This is a genomic window from Streptomyces sp. NBC_00154 (genome assembly GCF_026342835.1).
In the GTDB taxonomy this organism is placed as follows: Bacteria; Actinomycetota; Actinomycetes; order Streptomycetales; family Streptomycetaceae; genus Streptomyces.
Genome location: NZ_JAPEMI010000001.1, coordinates 7,269,278 through 7,285,708, shown reverse-complemented (window position 1 = coordinate 7,285,708; position 16,431 = coordinate 7,269,278). Strand labels below are relative to the sequence as shown.

14 protein-coding genes and 3 pseudogenes are annotated in these 16,431 nt (G+C 68.4%); 8 read left to right on the top strand and 9 right to left on the bottom strand.

Annotation, left to right across the window (positions count from 1 at the left end; all coding sequences use genetic code 11):
* Window positions 1-76: 76 nt before the first annotated feature.
* Window positions 77-1,426, bottom strand: a complete 1,350-nt coding sequence (locus OHA03_RS32610; protein ID WP_267007286.1) for a carboxypeptidase regulatory-like domain-containing protein — start codon at window positions 1,424-1,426, stop codon at window positions 77-79.
* 228 nt (window positions 1,427-1,654) lie between these two features.
* Window positions 1,655-1,777 (bottom strand): annotated as a pseudogene (locus tag OHA03_RS32605) (LysR family transcriptional regulator); the annotation flags it as partial.
* 306 nt (window positions 1,778-2,083) lie between these two features.
* Here OHA03_RS32605 and OHA03_RS32600 point away from each other — a divergent pair.
* Complete coding sequence (locus tag OHA03_RS32600) at window positions 2,084-2,848, top strand: SDR family NAD(P)-dependent oxidoreductase (protein WP_267007285.1); 765 nt, start codon at window positions 2,084-2,086, stop codon at window positions 2,846-2,848.
* 189 nt (window positions 2,849-3,037) lie between these two features.
* Here the strand turns inward: OHA03_RS32600 and OHA03_RS32595 are convergent, their stop codons facing one another.
* Complete coding sequence (locus tag OHA03_RS32595; protein ID WP_267007284.1) at window positions 3,038-3,622, bottom strand: TetR/AcrR family transcriptional regulator; 585 nt, start codon at window positions 3,620-3,622, stop codon at window positions 3,038-3,040.
* Between the two features lie 160 nt (window positions 3,623-3,782).
* On the opposite strand from OHA03_RS32595, the gene OHA03_RS32590 reads away from it, so the two are divergent.
* Together OHA03_RS32590 and OHA03_RS32585 are read left to right on the top strand one after the other, a co-directional pair.
* Entirely contained in the window at window positions 3,783-4,742 is a 960-nt protein-coding gene (locus tag OHA03_RS32590; RefSeq protein ID WP_267007283.1) for an SDR family NAD(P)-dependent oxidoreductase, read from the top strand.
* Window positions 4,743-5,128: 386 nt separating this feature from the next.
* Window positions 5,129-6,190: an alpha/beta fold hydrolase gene (locus OHA03_RS32585; RefSeq protein ID WP_267007282.1), complete on the top strand. Its 1,062-nt coding sequence runs from the start codon at window positions 5,129-5,131 to the stop codon at window positions 6,188-6,190.
* A gap of 327 nt (window positions 6,191-6,517) precedes the next feature.
* Here the strand turns inward: OHA03_RS32585 and OHA03_RS47875 are convergent.
* Window positions 6,518-6,637: pseudogene (locus tag OHA03_RS47875) on the bottom strand (muconolactone delta-isomerase); the annotation flags it as partial.
* Between the two features lie 319 nt (window positions 6,638-6,956).
* Here OHA03_RS47875 and OHA03_RS32575 point away from each other — a divergent pair.
* The gene (locus tag OHA03_RS32575) at window positions 6,957-7,871 is read left to right on the top strand and encodes a LysR family transcriptional regulator (protein ID WP_267007281.1); all 915 of its coding nucleotides are present in this window, start codon (window positions 6,957-6,959) and stop codon (window positions 7,869-7,871) included.
* 150 nt (window positions 7,872-8,021) lie between these two features.
* Here the strand turns inward: OHA03_RS32575 and OHA03_RS32570 are convergent, their stop codons facing one another.
* Complete coding sequence (locus OHA03_RS32570; protein WP_267007280.1) at window positions 8,022-8,633, bottom strand: TetR/AcrR family transcriptional regulator; 612 nt, start codon at window positions 8,631-8,633, stop codon at window positions 8,022-8,024.
* Window positions 8,634-8,740: 107 nt separating this feature from the next.
* Between OHA03_RS32570 and OHA03_RS32565 the strand changes: the two genes are divergently transcribed.
* The gene (locus tag OHA03_RS32565) at window positions 8,741-9,319 is read left to right on the top strand and encodes an ester cyclase (RefSeq protein WP_267007279.1); all 579 of its coding nucleotides are present in this window, start codon (window positions 8,741-8,743) and stop codon (window positions 9,317-9,319) included.
* A gap of 122 nt (window positions 9,320-9,441) precedes the next feature.
* Here OHA03_RS32565 and OHA03_RS32560 read toward each other — a convergent pair whose 3' ends face one another.
* Window positions 9,442-10,131: a type 1 glutamine amidotransferase domain-containing protein gene (locus tag OHA03_RS32560; RefSeq protein WP_267007278.1), complete on the bottom strand. Its 690-nt coding sequence runs from the start codon at window positions 10,129-10,131 to the stop codon at window positions 9,442-9,444.
* Window positions 10,132-11,026: 895 nt separating this feature from the next.
* Between OHA03_RS32560 and OHA03_RS32555 the strand changes: the two genes are divergently transcribed.
* Both OHA03_RS32555 and OHA03_RS32550 read left to right on the top strand, forming a co-directional pair.
* Window positions 11,027-12,241, top strand: a complete 1,215-nt coding sequence (locus tag OHA03_RS32555; RefSeq protein ID WP_267007277.1) for an IS110 family transposase — start codon at window positions 11,027-11,029, stop codon at window positions 12,239-12,241.
* Window positions 12,242-12,410: 169 nt separating this feature from the next.
* Window positions 12,411-13,307: an arginase family protein gene (locus OHA03_RS32550; RefSeq protein ID WP_323181283.1), complete on the top strand. Its 897-nt coding sequence runs from the start codon at window positions 12,411-12,413 to the stop codon at window positions 13,305-13,307.
* Between the two features lie 177 nt (window positions 13,308-13,484).
* Here OHA03_RS32550 and OHA03_RS32545 read toward each other — a convergent pair whose 3' ends face one another.
* Window positions 13,485-13,922, bottom strand: coding sequence for a GNAT family N-acetyltransferase (locus OHA03_RS32545; protein WP_267007276.1), 438 nt, complete (start codon window positions 13,920-13,922; stop codon window positions 13,485-13,487).
* A gap of 251 nt (window positions 13,923-14,173) precedes the next feature.
* Window positions 14,174-14,437, bottom strand: a pseudogene (locus OHA03_RS32540) (LysR substrate-binding domain-containing protein); the annotation flags it as partial.
* Here OHA03_RS32540 and OHA03_RS32535 point away from each other — a divergent pair.
* Window positions 14,403-14,654: a TSUP family transporter gene (locus tag OHA03_RS32535; protein WP_267007275.1), complete on the top strand. Its 252-nt coding sequence runs from the start codon at window positions 14,403-14,405 to the stop codon at window positions 14,652-14,654. The pseudogene OHA03_RS32540 and the gene OHA03_RS32535 sit on opposite strands and share 35 nt — an antisense overlap.
* Here the strand turns inward: OHA03_RS32535 and OHA03_RS32530 are convergent.
* Entirely contained in the window at window positions 14,638-16,422 is a 1,785-nt protein-coding gene (locus tag OHA03_RS32530; RefSeq protein WP_267007274.1) for a ferric reductase-like transmembrane domain-containing protein, read from the bottom strand. The two genes, OHA03_RS32535 and OHA03_RS32530, sit on opposite strands and share 17 nt — an antisense overlap.
* Between the last annotated feature and the right edge of the window lie 9 nt (window positions 16,423-16,431).

The window sequence follows — 16,431 nt, the reverse complement described above, 5'->3', positions numbered from 1 at the left end:
CCCGATGATCACGCGAGAGCCACGCCGGGGCCCGCTCCAAACGCGCGGAGCGGGCCCCATCAGTGACAGATGTTGTTCATCCCTCGTCGTGTGCCAGCGTCAGATCGAAGGCGTCCTGGCCGGTGGCATCGAGGGTGAGGGGTGCCGCTTGAGCCGGGTACCCCGCAGCTACGACGGTGTAGCAGTCGGCTTCGAGATCGGTGAACGCGTAAGAGCCGTCCTCGGCGGTGAGCGTGATGCCGACGACGTCGCCCACCGGGTCGAGGAGAGTGACGCGGGCCTCGGAGATCGGGCGGCCGTCGATGGCGGTGCGGACGGTGCCACTGAGTACGGGAGCCACATCGAACCGCAGGTCCGGCTCGACGGACCGCCGGCGCGCGTGCCCAGCGACGGGCTGGCGGCGCACATGCTTGGCGGTGTGGCGTAGGGAGTGGCCGGCCACCACCATCCAGGCGATGACGAGCAGCGCATAGAGCACGACGGCCGTCCAGATGAATGGCTCCGAGCCGGTCCGCGCAGCAAGGGTGCCGGTAGCAGTCACACAGGCGCCGACCGGGAAGATGAAGGACCACCAAGTGGGGGCGAAGGGCAGTCCGGCACGGATCGTCCGCACAGTCAGCCCTATGGCGAGCGCCAGCCACAGCATGGCGAAGCCCCACACCACGATTCCGCCCAGCAGCGCGAAGACGGCGGTGCCCCGCGCGTAGGGCGCGGGCAGCACGCTCGGCGCCACCACGGCCAGCGCGCCGAGCGCCGTCACCGACTGGCCCAACGCTCCCAGGCCGATCCACACCGTGGGCACCACCGTTCCGGTGGGTGCGTCGTGGTGCACCAGGCGGCTGTAGATCATGGCCAGCACCAGCAGTGCCGCAACGAGGCCGAGCCCGAGCATCGCGTAGCAGCCCAATAGCAGGGCCAGCCGCAGCTGCCCGGCCGGTGTGTAGGGGACGAGCAGCGCGCCCGTCGCGGCGGAGACCATCGGCGGCACCACCGGCATCAGCCAGCCGCCGAACGCCGCGTCCGGCGCGAAGCGGTGGCGGGTGACCATCAGATAGGGCACCGTGCAGGCGGCGGCAAGACCGAGCACGGTACCGAGCGACCAGAGAACCCAGTCCACAGCCAGCGCTGCCTCGAGCCCGATCAGGCTCCGGCCGAGCAGCAGCGCCCCGGCGCCCACCGTGAGCAGCGCCATCGGCGGCGCGCCGAAGAACTGGGCCACCATCGGATCAGCCGCGTGTGCCCGCAGCGTCCGCTGCCGGAGGTAACGGACGGCCAGCACCATCAGTAGTAGCGCGGCGCCCAGCCAGACCACCGTGGCCGCAGTCCGCAGTCCGTGGAAGCTACGGGGCAGGGTGACCGCCGCGTTGGCGACGATGCCGGTGCCCATAACGGCCGCGAACCAGCTGGGGCCGAGTACCGGACGCATCGTTCTGTTTGCCGCAGGCGACAAAGGACTGGCGGACGAGGAGGCATTCATGACCCAAACCCTATGGTCGGGTTGGGGCGGCACTGTCGATCATGTCCAGATGTGAGGGGCTCAGAGCACATATCGAGCGACCTTCATAATGTGGCAATTCCGGAGGACCGACCCAGTCGGCCGCGACCGGATTTCCGCTGGGTCAAGAAGAGTTCGGACTCCCTGGACCGTCCGGGAGTCACGCTCACGCACCTTGATCTGCCGCGAGAGGGTAGGTCCGGCGATCAGCAGCCGCTCGGTGGCCCGACCGACGTTCGGCCCCTCGGCAACCGCGTGAAACCAGCGCGCTTTGCGCAGCACCCCATTCGCTCGGCCATATCCGATGGAAGGCCACACCTACCAACAGAAAGGAAGCCGGTCGTAGCGTCGCCCCTGGTGGCAGCGCACCCTCGAGTCGTGGAAGCGCGACAGGAGGTCAGAGCGGGTGATCTCACCGGAACGCGCAAGGCGGCCGCTGTGCGCTCGTCCGCGGAGCGGCCGCGCCTATCGGGATCGGCAACCTGCCGCTACTGACGGACCGTGCCGGCAACGTCCCCTTGTCCCGTCGTCGACGGCGCAAAACACAGTCGGCCCGCCCCGAACAAATCACGGACCAGGAGGAATGCCATGGCAACGCTCGACGAGAAGGTCGTGCTCATCACCGGGACCGGAGGAGGCCAGGGTCGCGCCGCATCGCTGATCTTTGCACGAGAAGGCGCAAAGATCATCGGGTGCGACATCCAGGCCGCCGCCAACAACGAGACGGTCGAACTCGTACGTCGCAGCGGCGGTGAGATGACGGGCATCGCGCCGATCGATCTCACCGACCCGGAACAGGCGCGACAGCTCGTTGAGGACGCCGTGGCCGTCTACGGCGGGCTGGACGTGGTCTACAACAACGCGGCCATGCAACGCTTCGGCCCGATGCCCGACTTCTCTGTCGCTGACTGGCGGGCGACCATAGCCGGCGAACTCGACATCCCCTTCTTGGTGACGAAGTTCGCATGGCCGCACCTGATCCGACGCGGTGGCGGCGTCATCATCAACATCGCATCCGAAGCCGGCATGATCGCCGGCGCGGTCCCCCCGATGGTCGCGCACACGGCAGCGAACGCCGGCGTCATCGGCATGACGCGACAGCTCGCGCTCGAAGGCGCGCGCCATGGGATCCGTGCGGTGGCGATCAGCCCCGGACCCGTCCTGACCCCGGCCAGCGACCGCGACCTCGGCGACAACCAGGCGGCCCGGGACGCGATAGCAAGCAAGACCCTCCTCAAGCGCTTCGCTCAACCCGAGGAGATCGTCGAGCTGGCGGCGTTCCTCGCCTCTGACCGGGCGGCATACATTACAGGCGCCAACTACCCGGTCGACGGCGGATCGACCGCCTGGTAGTGCCACCGGGAGCTGAGGGCGGTGAACGCATCCGCTCCACATCCTGGTTGAGTGCACCGATCTGGCGAAGCACCGCACCCCGGGCGTGCTGCGACCCGGATCGGTGCGGTCCACCACCACGTCCCGCATCCTGGACGTGCTGTCTCCCAGCACCTCAAGAGGCGTCCGCCTGGAGCGCGCCTGATCGTGTCAGCTCGCCACGATGCCATGCAGGAGCAGGTCGATGAGTCTGGTGGCCAGGTCACCCTGTTCCTCGTTCGAAGCCATGAGGCTGATCCCGCCGAGGGCCATCAGTACGTCCTGGGCGCCGACATCCGGCCGTGCCACTGACCGGCCCTTTGCGGGGGCGAGCAGGTGGTCGATGGCGTCGGCGAGCAGGGCCCGAGTGTGCAGCCTCTCTCTGTCGTCGGTCAGTATCACGCGCAGCGCGTCGGCCATGCCGTGCTTGGCGGCCATGAAGTCGATGAAGCTCTCCATCCAGGTCCGCAGCGCGTCCACCGGCGGCTGCGTGGCCGCGAGGTGCGGTGCCACCTCGCACAGGCGCTGTACTTCGTGCCGGTAGGTCGCCTCGATCAGCAGCTCCTTGGAAGGGAACCGGCGGTAGAGCGTGCCGACGCCGACGCCGGCCTCGCGGGCGATGTCCTTGACCGAGGCGCCCGCACCCTCGCGGGCGAAGGCGGCTGCTGCTGCCTGCAACAGCCGGTCCTCGTTGCGTTGCGCGTCGGCGCGCAGGGGCCTGCGGTGCCCCGCTGCGTCCGCCTCGTTGCCGGTCAATCCCGACTCCTTTCTGCCGTCACTTGCAAGCGGAACCAGTTCCGCTTACCGTCGAAAGCGCGAACCGGAACCCGTTCCGGATATGAGAGTACGGCGGCCCGCGCCTCCACGCCACCAACCGCGCCCGGCCGCCCATTCCACCGTCTCCATGGAGAGCGTCATGACCGACAACCTCATCACCACCCCCTTCGGGGCGCAGACGACCGCCGCCGAGGTGCTGGCCGACGTCGACCTCAACGGCCGCCATGCCATCGTCACCGGGGGAACCTCCGGCATCGGACGCGAAACCGCGCGCGTCCTGGCCGCTGCCGGTGCAGAGGTCACCATCGGCGTCCGCGACCTGGCCGCGGGCGCAAGGATTGCCGCGGAGATCACACCGGCCGGCGGCCCGGGAACGGTGCGCGCCACGATGCTCGACCTCGCCGACCAGACCTCGGTGCGCGCCTTCGTAAAGGCCTGGCAGGGGCCGCTGCACATCCTGGCCCTCAACGCCGGCGTGATGGCCCCGCCGCTGCAGCGGACGAAGGAGGGCTGGGAGATGCAATTCGCCACCAACCACCTCGGCCACTTCGCCCTCGCGACCGGCCTGCACACCAACCTGGCAGCGGCCCGCGGAGCACGCGTGGTCGCCGTCAGCTCGGTCGGCCACGTCAACGGCGACGTGCTCTTCGACGACATCAACTTCGAGCAGCACGCCTACGGCCCATGGGCGGCCTACAGCCAGTCCAAGACCGCCAACGTCCTGTTCGCCACCGAGGCGGGCCGCCGCTGGGCATCCGACCTGATCGCCGTCAACGCCCTCAACCCTGGCCGCATCACCAGCACCCGACTCGGCCGCCGTATCGGGGACATCGCCAACAGCCCTGCCTCGTTCGACGCCACCAGCACCGACGTGTCCTGGAAGAACATCGAGCAGGGTGCCGCGACCTCGGTACTGCTCGCCGCCTCCCCGCTGACCGAGGGCGTAACCGGCCGGTACTTCGAAGACTGCAATGAGGCCTGCCCTCACCAGCCCGGCGTACGACGCGGGGTCGCCGCCCACGCCCTGGACCCGCAGCATGCGGCCCGCCTGTGGCAGATCTCCGTCGACATGCTCGCGGCCGCCGCAACGACCGCCTGACGGCGCCGCACACCCCCTCCCCGAACCAGGACTTCAAGGCACCACAGTCTTGATCACCGATGGCGGCGGCACCGTATCCGACCCAGCGTCAGCACGGCGAGCTGCAGTCCGCTTCGCCTGCCTCGCCGAACTTCTGCAACCCACCCGCTTGACCACATCGAGCCCATGAGGCACCGGATCAGAAAGCCACGCCGAGGTCCAGGGGTCTCGGCATGGAGGACACCGGCTCAAGCAGCGCGGCCGAAGAGATTTCGTCACCAGTTTGACCGGTGACGATCTCGCGTGCCACAGTCAACGCGCAGGCGAACCATGGCAATCGCACATGGTTGATCGACTCAGAGATGTGACGCGCGGGTCAGCGCATCGAAACGCACGGAGGATGTCACGTGATCAACAGGCGCACTTTCAGCAAGGCTCTCGGGCTGGGCACGGGCGCGGCCGCCGCTTCACTGGCCGGCCTGCAGGGTCTTCCGACCGCCTCTGCCGCCACGCAGAACGGAACCACGGCACCGACCGCGCTCACGGTCACCCCCGGCACACACACCTCTTTCGCGACGCTGAAGCAGATCAAAGCCGGTCTGCTGGACATCGGCTACGCCGAACTCGGCCCCGCCCACGGCCCTGTGGTCATCTGCCTGCACGGCTGGCCCTACGACATCCACAGCTTCGTCGACGTCGCTCCCCTGCTGGCGGCAGAGGGCTACCGGGTCATCGTCCCCTACCTCCGCGGCCACGGCACGACGCGCTTCCTTTCCTCCCGGACGTTCCGCAACGCCCAGCAGTCCGCGATCGCCCTCGACATCATCGCCCTGATGGACGTCCTCAAGATCGAGAAAGCCGTTCTTGCCGGCTTCGACTGGGGGTCGCGCACCGCAGACATCATCGCGGCGCTCCGGCCCGAGCGGGTCAAGGCGCTGGTGTCCGTCAGCGGATACCTCATCACGAACCTCGAGGCCAACAAGCAGCCCCTGCCTCCCAAGGCCGAATACGCCTGGTGGTACCAGTACTACTTCTCCACGGAGCGGGGCCGCCTCGCCATGGAGGACAAGACGAAGCGGCACGACCTGACGAGGCTTGTCTGGGACACCGTCTCCCCGACCTGGGGCTTCGACGACGCCACGTTCGAGCGCACGGCTGCAGCCTTCGAGAACCCCGACTATGCCGACATCGTGATCCACAACTACCGCTGGCGATTGAGCCTCGCTGACGGCGAGCGCCGCTACGACCGTTTCGAGAAGCAACTCGCCGCACGGCCGGTCATCGCGGTGCCCGCCATAACCCTCGACGCCGAGCACGACCCCTTCACCGCACCGGGAGACGGCTCCTCGTACCGGGACAGGTTTACGGGCAAGTACGACCATCGCACCCTGAAGGGCATCGGCCACAACGTGCCGCAGGAGGCGCCCACAGCCTTCGCTCAGGCTGTCATCGACGTGGACCACTTCTGACGCAGCGTCCGGGTCCACCGGCTCGTCCAGCCCCCGAAACGGGAATCGCTCGCCTTGGTCCTCCGATGGAAGACCGTGCCTGCCGTCGTCATCACTGATCCCGCGTGCCGTTGACCAGCTCCGCCATCGGTCGGCGAACGCCCTCGAGGACGTGGTGGACGTATCCGGGCGGGGCACGGCTCGCCGCCGCCGCCGTGTCATGGCGGCGGCGGTGAGGACCGCGAGTGGATCTGACGGTCGCGCGGTGTCGTCGGCTTGGCCCGGGCCGTTGGGGTGTGACTCGAGAGCGGTGACGGTGAGCGTCATCCATGAGCGCGGCAGGGTGCCGAGCACCCTCTCGTGAAGCTCGTCCTCGTCCGCGGCGCGCCACACGCCGATGCTGCGCGGTTCGCCGACCGAGTGCCGCAGCCGGAACAGGTCGCCGGTGGCGGCCGGCACCTTGGCCCGGACTGCTTCGACAGCAGGGCGCCGGTCGACCTCGGCCGAGTCGGTGCCTTGGGGATGGCGGTGGTGACCTCGACCAGGAACTCACGCATGGGGTTTCTCCGTTGGGGGTGGCGCCCGGTCGGGCCGAACGCCGGAGGTGGGGTACGGCGTTAACAGCCGGTCGCTCCGATCAGACGACGTTCGACCGCCCGGGGGCGAGCAGGAGCAGCTGGTCCTGAAGTCACGTCCTCAAGGTCTGCCTGCCGCCGGGGCAGACCCCACGACCGGCTTCCTCCCTGCTGGAAGGCGCTGCCTCCTCCCAGCGACGTACCATGAGAGCGTGGAGCTGCGCCAACTGCGGTACTTCGTCGCAGTCGCCGAGGAGCTGAACTTCGGTAGGGCTGCCGAGCGGCTGCTGATCGCCGGCCCCTCCCTGTCCCAGCAGATCAAGGCGCTCGAACGCGACCTCGGCGTGCGGCTGTTCGATCGCGACCGCCGCTCCGTGTCCCTCACTCCGGCCGGTACGGCCCTGCTGCCGCACACCCGTGCCTTGCTGGAACGGGCCGACGACCTCCAGCGCCGTGCCCATGAGCTGGGCGGATCGGAGCCGGTCCGGCTCGGCTACGTCAACTGGCTCCCCACCGACCTGATCGCCCGCACCTCCGCAGTCGCCCAACTGCACATCGACACCTGGATCGCGCCCTCCCACGCCCAGGCAGCCCGGGTCGCCGACGGCAGCCTCGACCTCGCCGTGTGCTGGGTACAAAACGAGGATCTGGAACGGCACGGCCTGCGAGCCCAACTCATCGGTGCCGACCGGCTCTATGCGGTCACCACCGGAAATGACCCCAGCGATATCCCCGCCCGTGACACCGCGGTCCTCCTCGACGACGACACCACCTCCTGGTCGTCCTGGAACACCTTCGCCGAACAACTGGCCCGTGACACCGGCGCCCACGCGGTACGCATCTCCGACGGCGGCATCACCGGACCCGCATTCTTCGACCACGTCCGCCGCAGCCCCCGTCCGGTTGTCAACTCCCCCAAGGGCCAGACCACACCGCTGCCGCCGGACCTGGTCCAGCGTCCCGTGATCGCGCCCAAGGTCTACTGGACCTGGTCTCTGGTCTGGCGCAGAAGTGAAGTCCGCGCGGCGGTCCTCGCCGCTGTCGACGCCCTCACCAAGGGAGTCGACGACCTCGGAATCCATGCCCCGGACGCCTGGCAGCCCGACGGGGCCCCCTATCAGCAGTAGGTATCCCGGCACACCACCGGAGCACCACCACTGACTCCGAGCGCAACGATCCCTGACGTGGAGCCCACGACAGTTACAACGAGTAACCGACTGGACTGACGCCGCCGAGAAAGAGGCTCCACTCGACGCACCTCGCAGCCCGGCGTGAGCTCAGCAAAGAGTGGTGACTGCGGTACGGCGAAGGAAATCCTCGGCCCGGTCCCACGACCAGCCGTTCTCCACCACCAGTGTGCGCCAGCCCGTCGGGCCGAACCAGAACCACAGGAGATCGGCCGTCTCCTCCACCGGGTAGGAGGGCGGCGGCGTCAGGGTGTGCAGATGGCGGGCAGCGGTGCGGAGCGCGTCCCGGTAGGCCGCGGTGGCGCGCTCCCACAGCACCTCGCCGTGCTCGTGGACGGGCAGCGCCTTGCGGATCGCCTCGTGCACCGTGAACTGCCCTTCGTTGCCCGCCCGCGTGCCGCGCGCCAGCGCTTCCAGCACTGCCTCCGGTGTCCGCAGGGCGAGGATCTTCCGCATGGCCTGCTCATAACCGGACGCGACCACGCCCTGGCCAACGATCCGGTCCAGGATGTCGCCCTTGCTCCCGACACTCGCGAAAACGGTCTTCGACGCGACGCCGGCCGCCGACGCGATGTCCGCGACGGTCACCCGTCCATAGCCACGGTCGGCGAACAGTTCGGCCGCCCGCTGGAGGATCAGTGCACGGGTCTGCGCGGCGGCCTGCTCACGCAAGGGGGAGATGTAGGCGCGCTTGGACGACATGACGCCATCGTAAACAGCATCATCACATGGCCGCACTATTCATTAGGTGGTTTGTAACCCTAATATGGGTCCGCCGGATCACACAGCGAGCGAAGGCGATGCACGTCATGGGAATGGACACCACGGCACTGGCCCACGGCCTCTTCCAGATACTCGAGACAGGGGATCCGGTTCTGGCCGCCGACGTGGTGGGTGAGGACTTCCACAACCGCGAAGCGGCCGTCTCGCCCCCGGCCTGCGCGATCCCCGGCCCCGCGGGCGTCCTGGCCTCGGGCGCGTGGATGCGGTCGGCCTTCAGCGACCTGCGGTTTCCCATCCTCGGCGTCGCCCGCAACGACCACCAGATCTGGGTACGGCTGCGCATGCAAGGACGGCACACCGGCCCGTTCGTACGCTTCAAGAACGAGGCCCTCGACCAGGCCATCCCTCCCACCGGACGCACAATCGATTTCGAGCAGATACACGTACTCGACCTCCGTGACGGCAAGGTGATCAGGCACGAAGCAGTACGCGACGACATCACCATGCTCGGCCAACTCGGCGTCTTTCCCCCGGCCCCGGCCACCGCCCTGCGCATGCTCGCGTGGCGGATGACCGGACGAGCCGCTCGCGCAGCCGCCCAGGTCGCGACCCAGGCAGCCGAGGCAGCCGCCCTGCTCCGCGATACGGCGCACCCGAACCGCTGAAGCCTCCAGGAATCCGTCAACGGCGACCGCTGTGCCCTGATGGACAGCAACGGCCACCGCCTACCGGCGCAGGCCGCATCGCAGGCAGGACCCCTGCGGGACGCAAACCGCGGCGACGCTACTCAAAGGACCTTGAGCAGACGTTCGGCCAGCACGGCTGCCGAGGCAGGGTTCTGCCCGGTGAACAGGTTGCGGTCAACCACCGTATAGGGCTTCCACATCTCGCCCTTGGTGAACTCGACTCCCAGGTCGATGAGCTCGTCCTCCAACAACCAGCGGGCCTTCGGACCGAGCCCGACCGCGTTCTCTTCCTCGTTGGTGAACGCCGTGATCCGGTAGCCGGCGAAGGGCGATACGCCGTGAATCCTGGTCGCCAGCATCGCGGCCGGGGCGTGGCAGACAATGGCGAGGGGCTTGCCGGCGGCGAGCGCCGCGGTCAGCAACCGTCCGGCGTCCGCGTCAACGCACAGGTCTTCCATGGGGCCGTGGCCGCCCGGGAAGTAGACGGCGTCGTAATCTTCCAAGCGGGCGTCCGCCAAATGGATCGGCTGCCGCATCACCTCTGCAGAGCGAATGATCGCCTCCAGATCGAGAGCGGTCTGAGCGCTGCCGGCCATCTCGGGGCGCAGGCTCATCATGTCCACGGTCGGGATCACCCCGTTGGGGGTGGCGACCACGACCTGATGGCCGGCCTCGGTGAGCGCCTTGTACGGGGCCGCGAACTCCTCGGCCCAGTAACCCGTCGCGTGCCTGGTGCCGTCCTTGAGCGTCCAGTACGCCGCGCCGGTCATCACGAAAAGTAGCTTCGCCATCGAACAATCGACTCCTCGTCCATATTTAATGCGATTGGCGTAGATTCACTGCAAGCGCACCTTATGTTCGAGTATGAACCCTGCCACATGTCGCAGCCGATCTGCCGGACTGCACGAGCCGAAAATGTCATCCGGACAGTTCAGGCCACATGGCGGTACTGATGGAGGATGCCGCCGAGCCGCGCCCGTCTCCGCATCTCGGGACAGACGGTCTGCCCGGATCTGTGATCGGCGCGGGCAACGGGTGCAGCGGGCGGTGCCGATGCCGATGCGGCCGGCGGGAGCTGGAGAACTGTTCGAACTCCCGCAGAGTCTGGAGGAGATGGCATCGGTGCCAGATCGGGGTGCGGTCCAGAAGTTCACGTCGGCAGGTCTGCACCCACCTCTCCAAGATGGGGGGAACCTCCCGTCGAGCGGACGCCGCGGCTGCCCGGTTGAGTGTCTGTGCCGACAGCCCGAAATCTGCACCGTCCTGGAAAAGGCCGGCCGACATCCCACAACTGGCCATTCAGAATGCGTGCCGCCCGGCGGCGGGCAGGATCCCCGGCCGCCCGGAATCTCTCACCGACATCGAACGACTCAAACTGTCCTGGCCGACTGCCCCGAACTCGACGCCCTTGACGCAGACCTCGGCCGCGACGCCGTCGTCGCCTAATGGGAGCTACGGAGTCGGGGAATGCTCGGTTCCGTAGCCGCCAGCAGGTGAGCACTATCGCCGCCGGAACCAGCCGAGTTCTGGAGTCAGACCGTGCCCCTGCTGGTCGGCCGGGAGGCCAGACCGCTGATGGGGTGGCGTGCCCGCCCCACGGGGGCGTGAGCACTGGATCCATTAGGCCGCGTGCCGCGCCTTCCGCAGGCTGCACCGCTGTGTCAAGTACGAGACGGGGAGGGTCTGTTGCTGCTGATCGGTGATGACTGGGCCGAGGACCACCACGATGTCGAGGTCCAGGACGAGACCGGCCACAAACTGGCCGCCGCGAACCTGCCCGAAGGGGTGGCAGGCATCGCGAAGCTGCACGAACTGATCGCCCGCCACGGCGGCGCGGACCTGGACCCAGCCGAGGTCGTGGTCGGCATCGAGACCGACCGCGGCTCGTGGGTGCAGGCCCTGATCGCCTCCGGCTACCAGGTGTTCGCGATCAACCCCCGCCAGGTCAACCGCTTCAAGGAACGCTATGCCTCCTCCGGCGCCAAGAGCGACGCGCACGCGCTGGCGGACATGGTCCGCATCGACCGGGACCAGCTTCGACCGGTGGCCGGGGACAGCGAGCAGGCCCAGGCCGTCAAGGTCGTCGCCCGTGCTCACCAGAGCCTGATCTGGGAACGCACCCGCACCTTCCAGCGGCTGCGTTGCACTCTGCGCGAGTACTTCCCAGCCGCTTTGGCCGCATACGCGGACCTGACACTGACCAGCACGGACGCGCTGGAACTGCTGATCAAGGCACCTGCCCCGGCAGCCGGGGCAAAGCTGACCCGCACCCAGATCACCGCCGTCCTGACGCGACACCGCCGCCGCAACCGGGACGCGAAAGCGGCCACCATCCAGGCCGCGCTGCGTGAGCCGCAACTTGGTCTGCCCGAACCGGTCACCGCCGCCTACGCGGCCACCGCCACCGCCCACGCCCGCTTGATCATCGCGCTGAACGAGCAGATCGCCGCGATGGAAGAGCAGGTGAAGACCCATTTTCTGGCGCACCCGGACGCTGAGATCTACCTCTCGATGCCTGGCATCGGGGAGATCACCGGCGCCCGGGTGCTTGCCGAGTTCGGAGACGATCCCACCCGATACGCCAACGCGAAAGCCCGCAAGAACTATGCCGGCACCAGCCCCATCACCCGAGCCTCCGGCAAGAGCCACAGCGTCCAGGCCCGCTACGTCCGCAACAACCGCCTCGCCGACGCCCTGCAATCCCAGGCGTTCGCTGCCCTGCGATCACCGGGCGCCCGCCGCTACTACGACAAGCAACGCGCCCGCGAGGTCGGCTACAACCCCGCCCTCCGCCAGCTCGGCAACCGGCTCGTCGGCATCCTCCACGGCTGCCTCAAAACCCGTACCCACTACGACGAAGCCACCGCCTGGTCACACCATGCCTACACCTCTGCCGCTTGACCTCAAACGACATGGGGTGTCTGACTCACGCTGCCCTGGAGCTCGCCAGGGCTTCGGCGTCAGCCGGCGCTGAGCACCGGCCGGCCCCGGGGCCCGCCGTGGACCGCTCCGCTTCCGCGAGCGGCGAAACACTGTGGCCCGCGCCGCCCCGCGCGGTCAGAATGGCCGGATGCGCCGCATCGTCGTCATTGACGCCCCGTCCAACCTCGGCCTCCGGCCGCCCACCGAAGGCACCGTGCCCGGATGCTACAAGCTGGCCGGAGCGCTGCGCGAGCAGCGGCTGGTGCAGCGGATCGGGGCGTACGAGGGCGGAGTCGTCGTGCCGCCCCGCTACGACCGCGGCGGCTGGAGGGAAGGCGACGGCGTGTTCAACGCTGAGGCGATCGCCACGTACACCCGCCAACTCGCCGACCGCATCGAGCACCACGTCCGGGCAGGGGACTTTCCGGTCGTCCTGGGCGGGGACTGTTCCATCCAGCTCGGCGCCTCGCTCGCGCTCCGCCGCATCGGGCGGTACGGACTCGCCGTCATCGACGGATCCGCGGACTTCCGGCACCCCGGGAACTCCGACCGTATCGGTGCCGCGGGCGGCGAAGAACTCGCCATCGCGACCGGCCGCGGCCAGGCGGACCTGACGAACCTCGAAGGGCTGCAGCCGTATGTCAGGGACGAGGACGTACGAGTATTCGGCATCCGGGACTACGACGAAGAGCGGTCCGAGCTGGCCGAGTTGAAGATCACAAACGCGACGGTCGGGGAGATCCGGGAATGGAGCGCCGAGGAGTTGGCGGGGGCGGTTCTGCAGACACTTGAAGTGCCCGTGACCGAGGGGTTCTGGGTACATCTGGACGCGGACGTGCTGGACCCCTCCGTCATGCCCGCCGTCGACAGCCCCGACCCCGGAGGGCTGATGCCTGATGAACTCGCCCCGTTGCTACGGACCTTGGTGCAGTCCGAGCGCTGCGTAGGATTCAACCTCACCATCTACGACCCCGATCTCGACCCCGACGGCTCCTGCGCGGCTCTCCTCGCCGACCTCCTCCAGACGGCCTTCACCCAACCCTGACCGGGAGCGAGCCTGTTCAGCCGGTCCATGGAGGAATCGTCAAGACCTGTGGATCAAGTCAGCTGGTCTGATCCCGGTGCTGCAACTGACGGCTGGTAGCGGGTGTCGGGCCTACCGCCGATGCATGGCGTCGAGGACGACTGCCCTGGGACCCAAGTTGCGACTGGGATGACTCTCCTACCGATCGATCGAGAAGCGATAGACCGTAGATTGCCGGACCTGGAAGCCGAGACGTTCGTAAAGCCGGTTCGCTGCCACACGATCCGGACGGGAGGTGAGGTCGACTGTCCGGGCGCCTGCTTCCCTGGCGATCTGCAGGGCCTTCTCGGTAAGAAGGCCCGCGACTCCCTGGCCTCGCGCCGTGCTGTCAACCACTACATCTTCGACCCGGGTCCGCAGTCCGGACGGCAAGGGCAGCAGCACCAGCGTCAGGGTGCCGACGATCGCGTCGGATGTCCTGGCGACCAGCACCGTGTTGGCATCACACGTCACCATCCGGTCGACCGCTTCATGGTCGAGAGGGTTGGCCGTCGCAGACAGCTGCGGCAGCAGTCGGCCGAAGGCCTCGACGAGTTCCTCACTCGCTTCCTGGATGATCTCTACACGGACGTCCATGACGGGAGCCTATCCGCCTGCCAGGACCGCCGGACACGCCGGCAAGACACGGTACTGCTATCGATTTTCAATGACGCGCTGATCATCCGGTGCCGCCACCCGTGACCGACAACTTCAAGCGACACAACCGCGCACAGGCGCCGCTGGGAGGACACCATCATCTGAGATCCCGGCGTGTTTCCGTCTCACGCGTCCTGGCATCCGCCCATGTCACAGCCCCGGCGACAGCCAAGGTGAAATGAGACGGGACATCATGTCCGGTCTACGAGTGCTCCGGGCATCTCCGCGCATTTCTGGGTAACGGTGTCGGCAAACACGCGAGCCAGTGGGCTCAAGGCGTCCCACCGGCGAACCGCCCAACCGACGGACAGGGCGGGCAGTGCCGGAAGCGGTATCAGGCGGACGCTGTTGTGGTCCGCGCCGTGGCGGTCGGGCAGCGCGGGTACGACGGCGTGGCCGAGGCCGAGCTCTGCGAGGAGGATGGCCGTGTCCCAGTCGGCGACACCCGTGCCGGCGGTCCACCGCCTCGCCTCCATCGTGAACGGAATCGCAGCCGTCATCTTCATCGCGGTCACCGACGTCGACTGGACCGTCGCCGCAGTGATCGCTGTCGGCTCCACCCTCGGCGGCATGCTGGGCGCACGCCTGGGCCGCAAGCTGCCGCCAACCGCACTGCGCGCCCTCATCATCACCATCGGCATCACCGCAGCCGGGGTCATGACCGTGCAATAGCCCCTGAAGCGACTGCCGGGTGACCGGCCGAGGACTGCGCCGTGGGCGAGGTCGCAGGCGGCGCGGAAACGGTGGTCGTCCTCGATGCGGCCGACAACGGTGAGGAGTCCGACCCCGGTGGCGTGGCGTCCATCAATGCCGCGACAGTTGAGCGACGTCCGAGGTTCCTGCGGCGGGTGAGCGGTCCGGGGCGGGCGGGGCGGCCGGGTCGACCATCAGGGTCAGCAGGGTCGCGGCTAGCGCGCTCGCTCCGACCAGCCCGGTGGCGAGCTGCCGGCGCGACCGGTGAGTGGCGCCGCGGCCGGTCCTGCGAGGTCTGCGGTGACGTGCCATGAGGATCCCTGCCCCAGTAGGAGAAGTTTTCGGAGTGGATGCGCTCGACGGGGACGCCCGCCCTGGTGAGCGCAGCGGTCGCGGCGTCCGCCATTCCCGGCAGCCCGCACAGATACACGTCGTACTCGACGAGGTCGGGGAGCAGATTTCGCAGCGACTGCGGTGCCAGCGGGTCGAAGGAGGCATCGGAGGGCCCTAGGAGATAGTGCAGCCCGGCCTGCCGGGTGCGGGCGATGGCCTCCAGCTCCTCGCGCAGCACCAGTTGGGCCGCGTTGTTCGCACGGTAGAGGAGCGTGATGTCGCCGGGGCCGCCCGGCAGCGTCTCGAACAGTGCCCGCATCGGGGTGATACCGACACCGCCCGCGAGCAGCAGCACCTTGCGCCGCGTACGGCGGTGGGCGGTCATCGCCCCGAACGGACCGGTGGCCAGCACACGGGTGCCGGGCTTCAGCCGCCGTATCCGCCGGGTGTGGTCGCCGATCACCTTGACCGTGATCCGCAGGGTGTCGTCGCGGACGGGCGCGGACAGCGAAAAGGGCAGTGCGGTGCACCAGAGCCTGCGCTGAAGGAAACGCCGGCGGAAGAACTGGCCGGATTCGGCCCGGAGTTCGTCCAGGCCGATGCCCTGCACAACGACCGAGACGACATCCGGCCCCTCACGCCGTACATCGAGGACGCACAGGCTGTGGCGGAGCGCCTGGCGTACGGGCACGACGCCTCGGTACCAGAGCAGCAGCACCGCGACGAAGGCGTGCAGCATCGCCCACACCCAGACTGCGAGGACGCTGCCCGCGATGTCGGATCCCACGAGTTGATGCGCGAAAGCGAGCGCTGCCGCCGAATAGGCGAGCAGATGCACGGCCCGCCAGGTCTCGTGCGGGACGCGCCCGCGCACGGCACGTGCGGAGGTGACGCCGACGGCGACCAGGAGCGCGGTGCCGAGAGCGGCGGCAGCGATCCCGCCGTATCCGAGCAGGTCCTTGACGGCGGAGAAGAGGTCGGTGCCGGTGTGGGCCGCGTATCCGCACAGAGCGAAACCCATGTGCGCCAGGCACAGTGCGAGGACATGCCGTCCGCCGCGCCCGTGCCACCGTGCGAGCCGGTCGGCGCCGATGCCGTGTTCGATCGCGGGCACGCGCGCCATCAGCAGCAGCATGACGAGCACGCCGTACCCGGCGAGCAGACCGGTGAGATGGGCGGCGGTCGCGAAGAGTGAGTCGAGCCTCGCCGACGGCCTCACTTGGGCGCACCAGAGCGCGACGACGCCCGCGGCACCGCCGCCGAGCGTCACTTTCAGACCTTGTGGCGACAGGCGCGCGGGTTCCGGCACGCGGATGCGCGCCGGAACCTGTTCCTTCGGTTGCTGCGTCGCCAGATACGCCGCGAGCGCCGGGTGGTCGGCAAGCCGGGAATCGTCAGTGGCCTCGATCGTCACGCGGCGAGA

Bases quoted from the DNA above. Each gene is read 5' to 3' on its own strand.
- OHA03_RS32565 (WP_267007279.1), top strand. From the start codon at position 8,741: ATGGGAATGGACACCACGGCACTGGCCCACGGCCTCTTCCAGATACTC.
- OHA03_RS32560 (WP_267007278.1), bottom strand. From the start codon at position 10,131: ATGGCGAAGCTACTTTTCGTGATGACCGGCGCGGCGTACTGGACGCTC.
- OHA03_RS32550 (WP_323181283.1), top strand. From the start codon at position 12,411: ATGCGCCGCATCGTCGTCATTGACGCCCCGTCCAACCTCGGCCTCCGG.
- OHA03_RS32535 (WP_267007275.1), top strand. From the start codon at position 14,403: ATGGCCGTGTCCCAGTCGGCGACACCCGTGCCGGCGGTCCACCGCCTC.
- OHA03_RS32600 (WP_267007285.1), top strand. From the start codon at position 2,084: ATGGCAACGCTCGACGAGAAGGTCGTGCTCATCACCGGGACCGGAGGA.
- OHA03_RS32590 (WP_267007283.1), top strand. From the start codon at position 3,783: ATGACCGACAACCTCATCACCACCCCCTTCGGGGCGCAGACGACCGCC.
- OHA03_RS32545 (WP_267007276.1), bottom strand. From the start codon at position 13,922: ATGGACGTCCGTGTAGAGATCATCCAGGAAGCGAGTGAGGAACTCGTC.
- OHA03_RS32610 (WP_267007286.1), bottom strand. From the start codon at position 1,426: ATGCGTCCGGTACTCGGCCCCAGCTGGTTCGCGGCCGTTATGGGCACC.
- OHA03_RS32570 (WP_267007280.1), bottom strand. From the start codon at position 8,633: ATGTCGTCCAAGCGCGCCTACATCTCCCCCTTGCGTGAGCAGGCCGCC.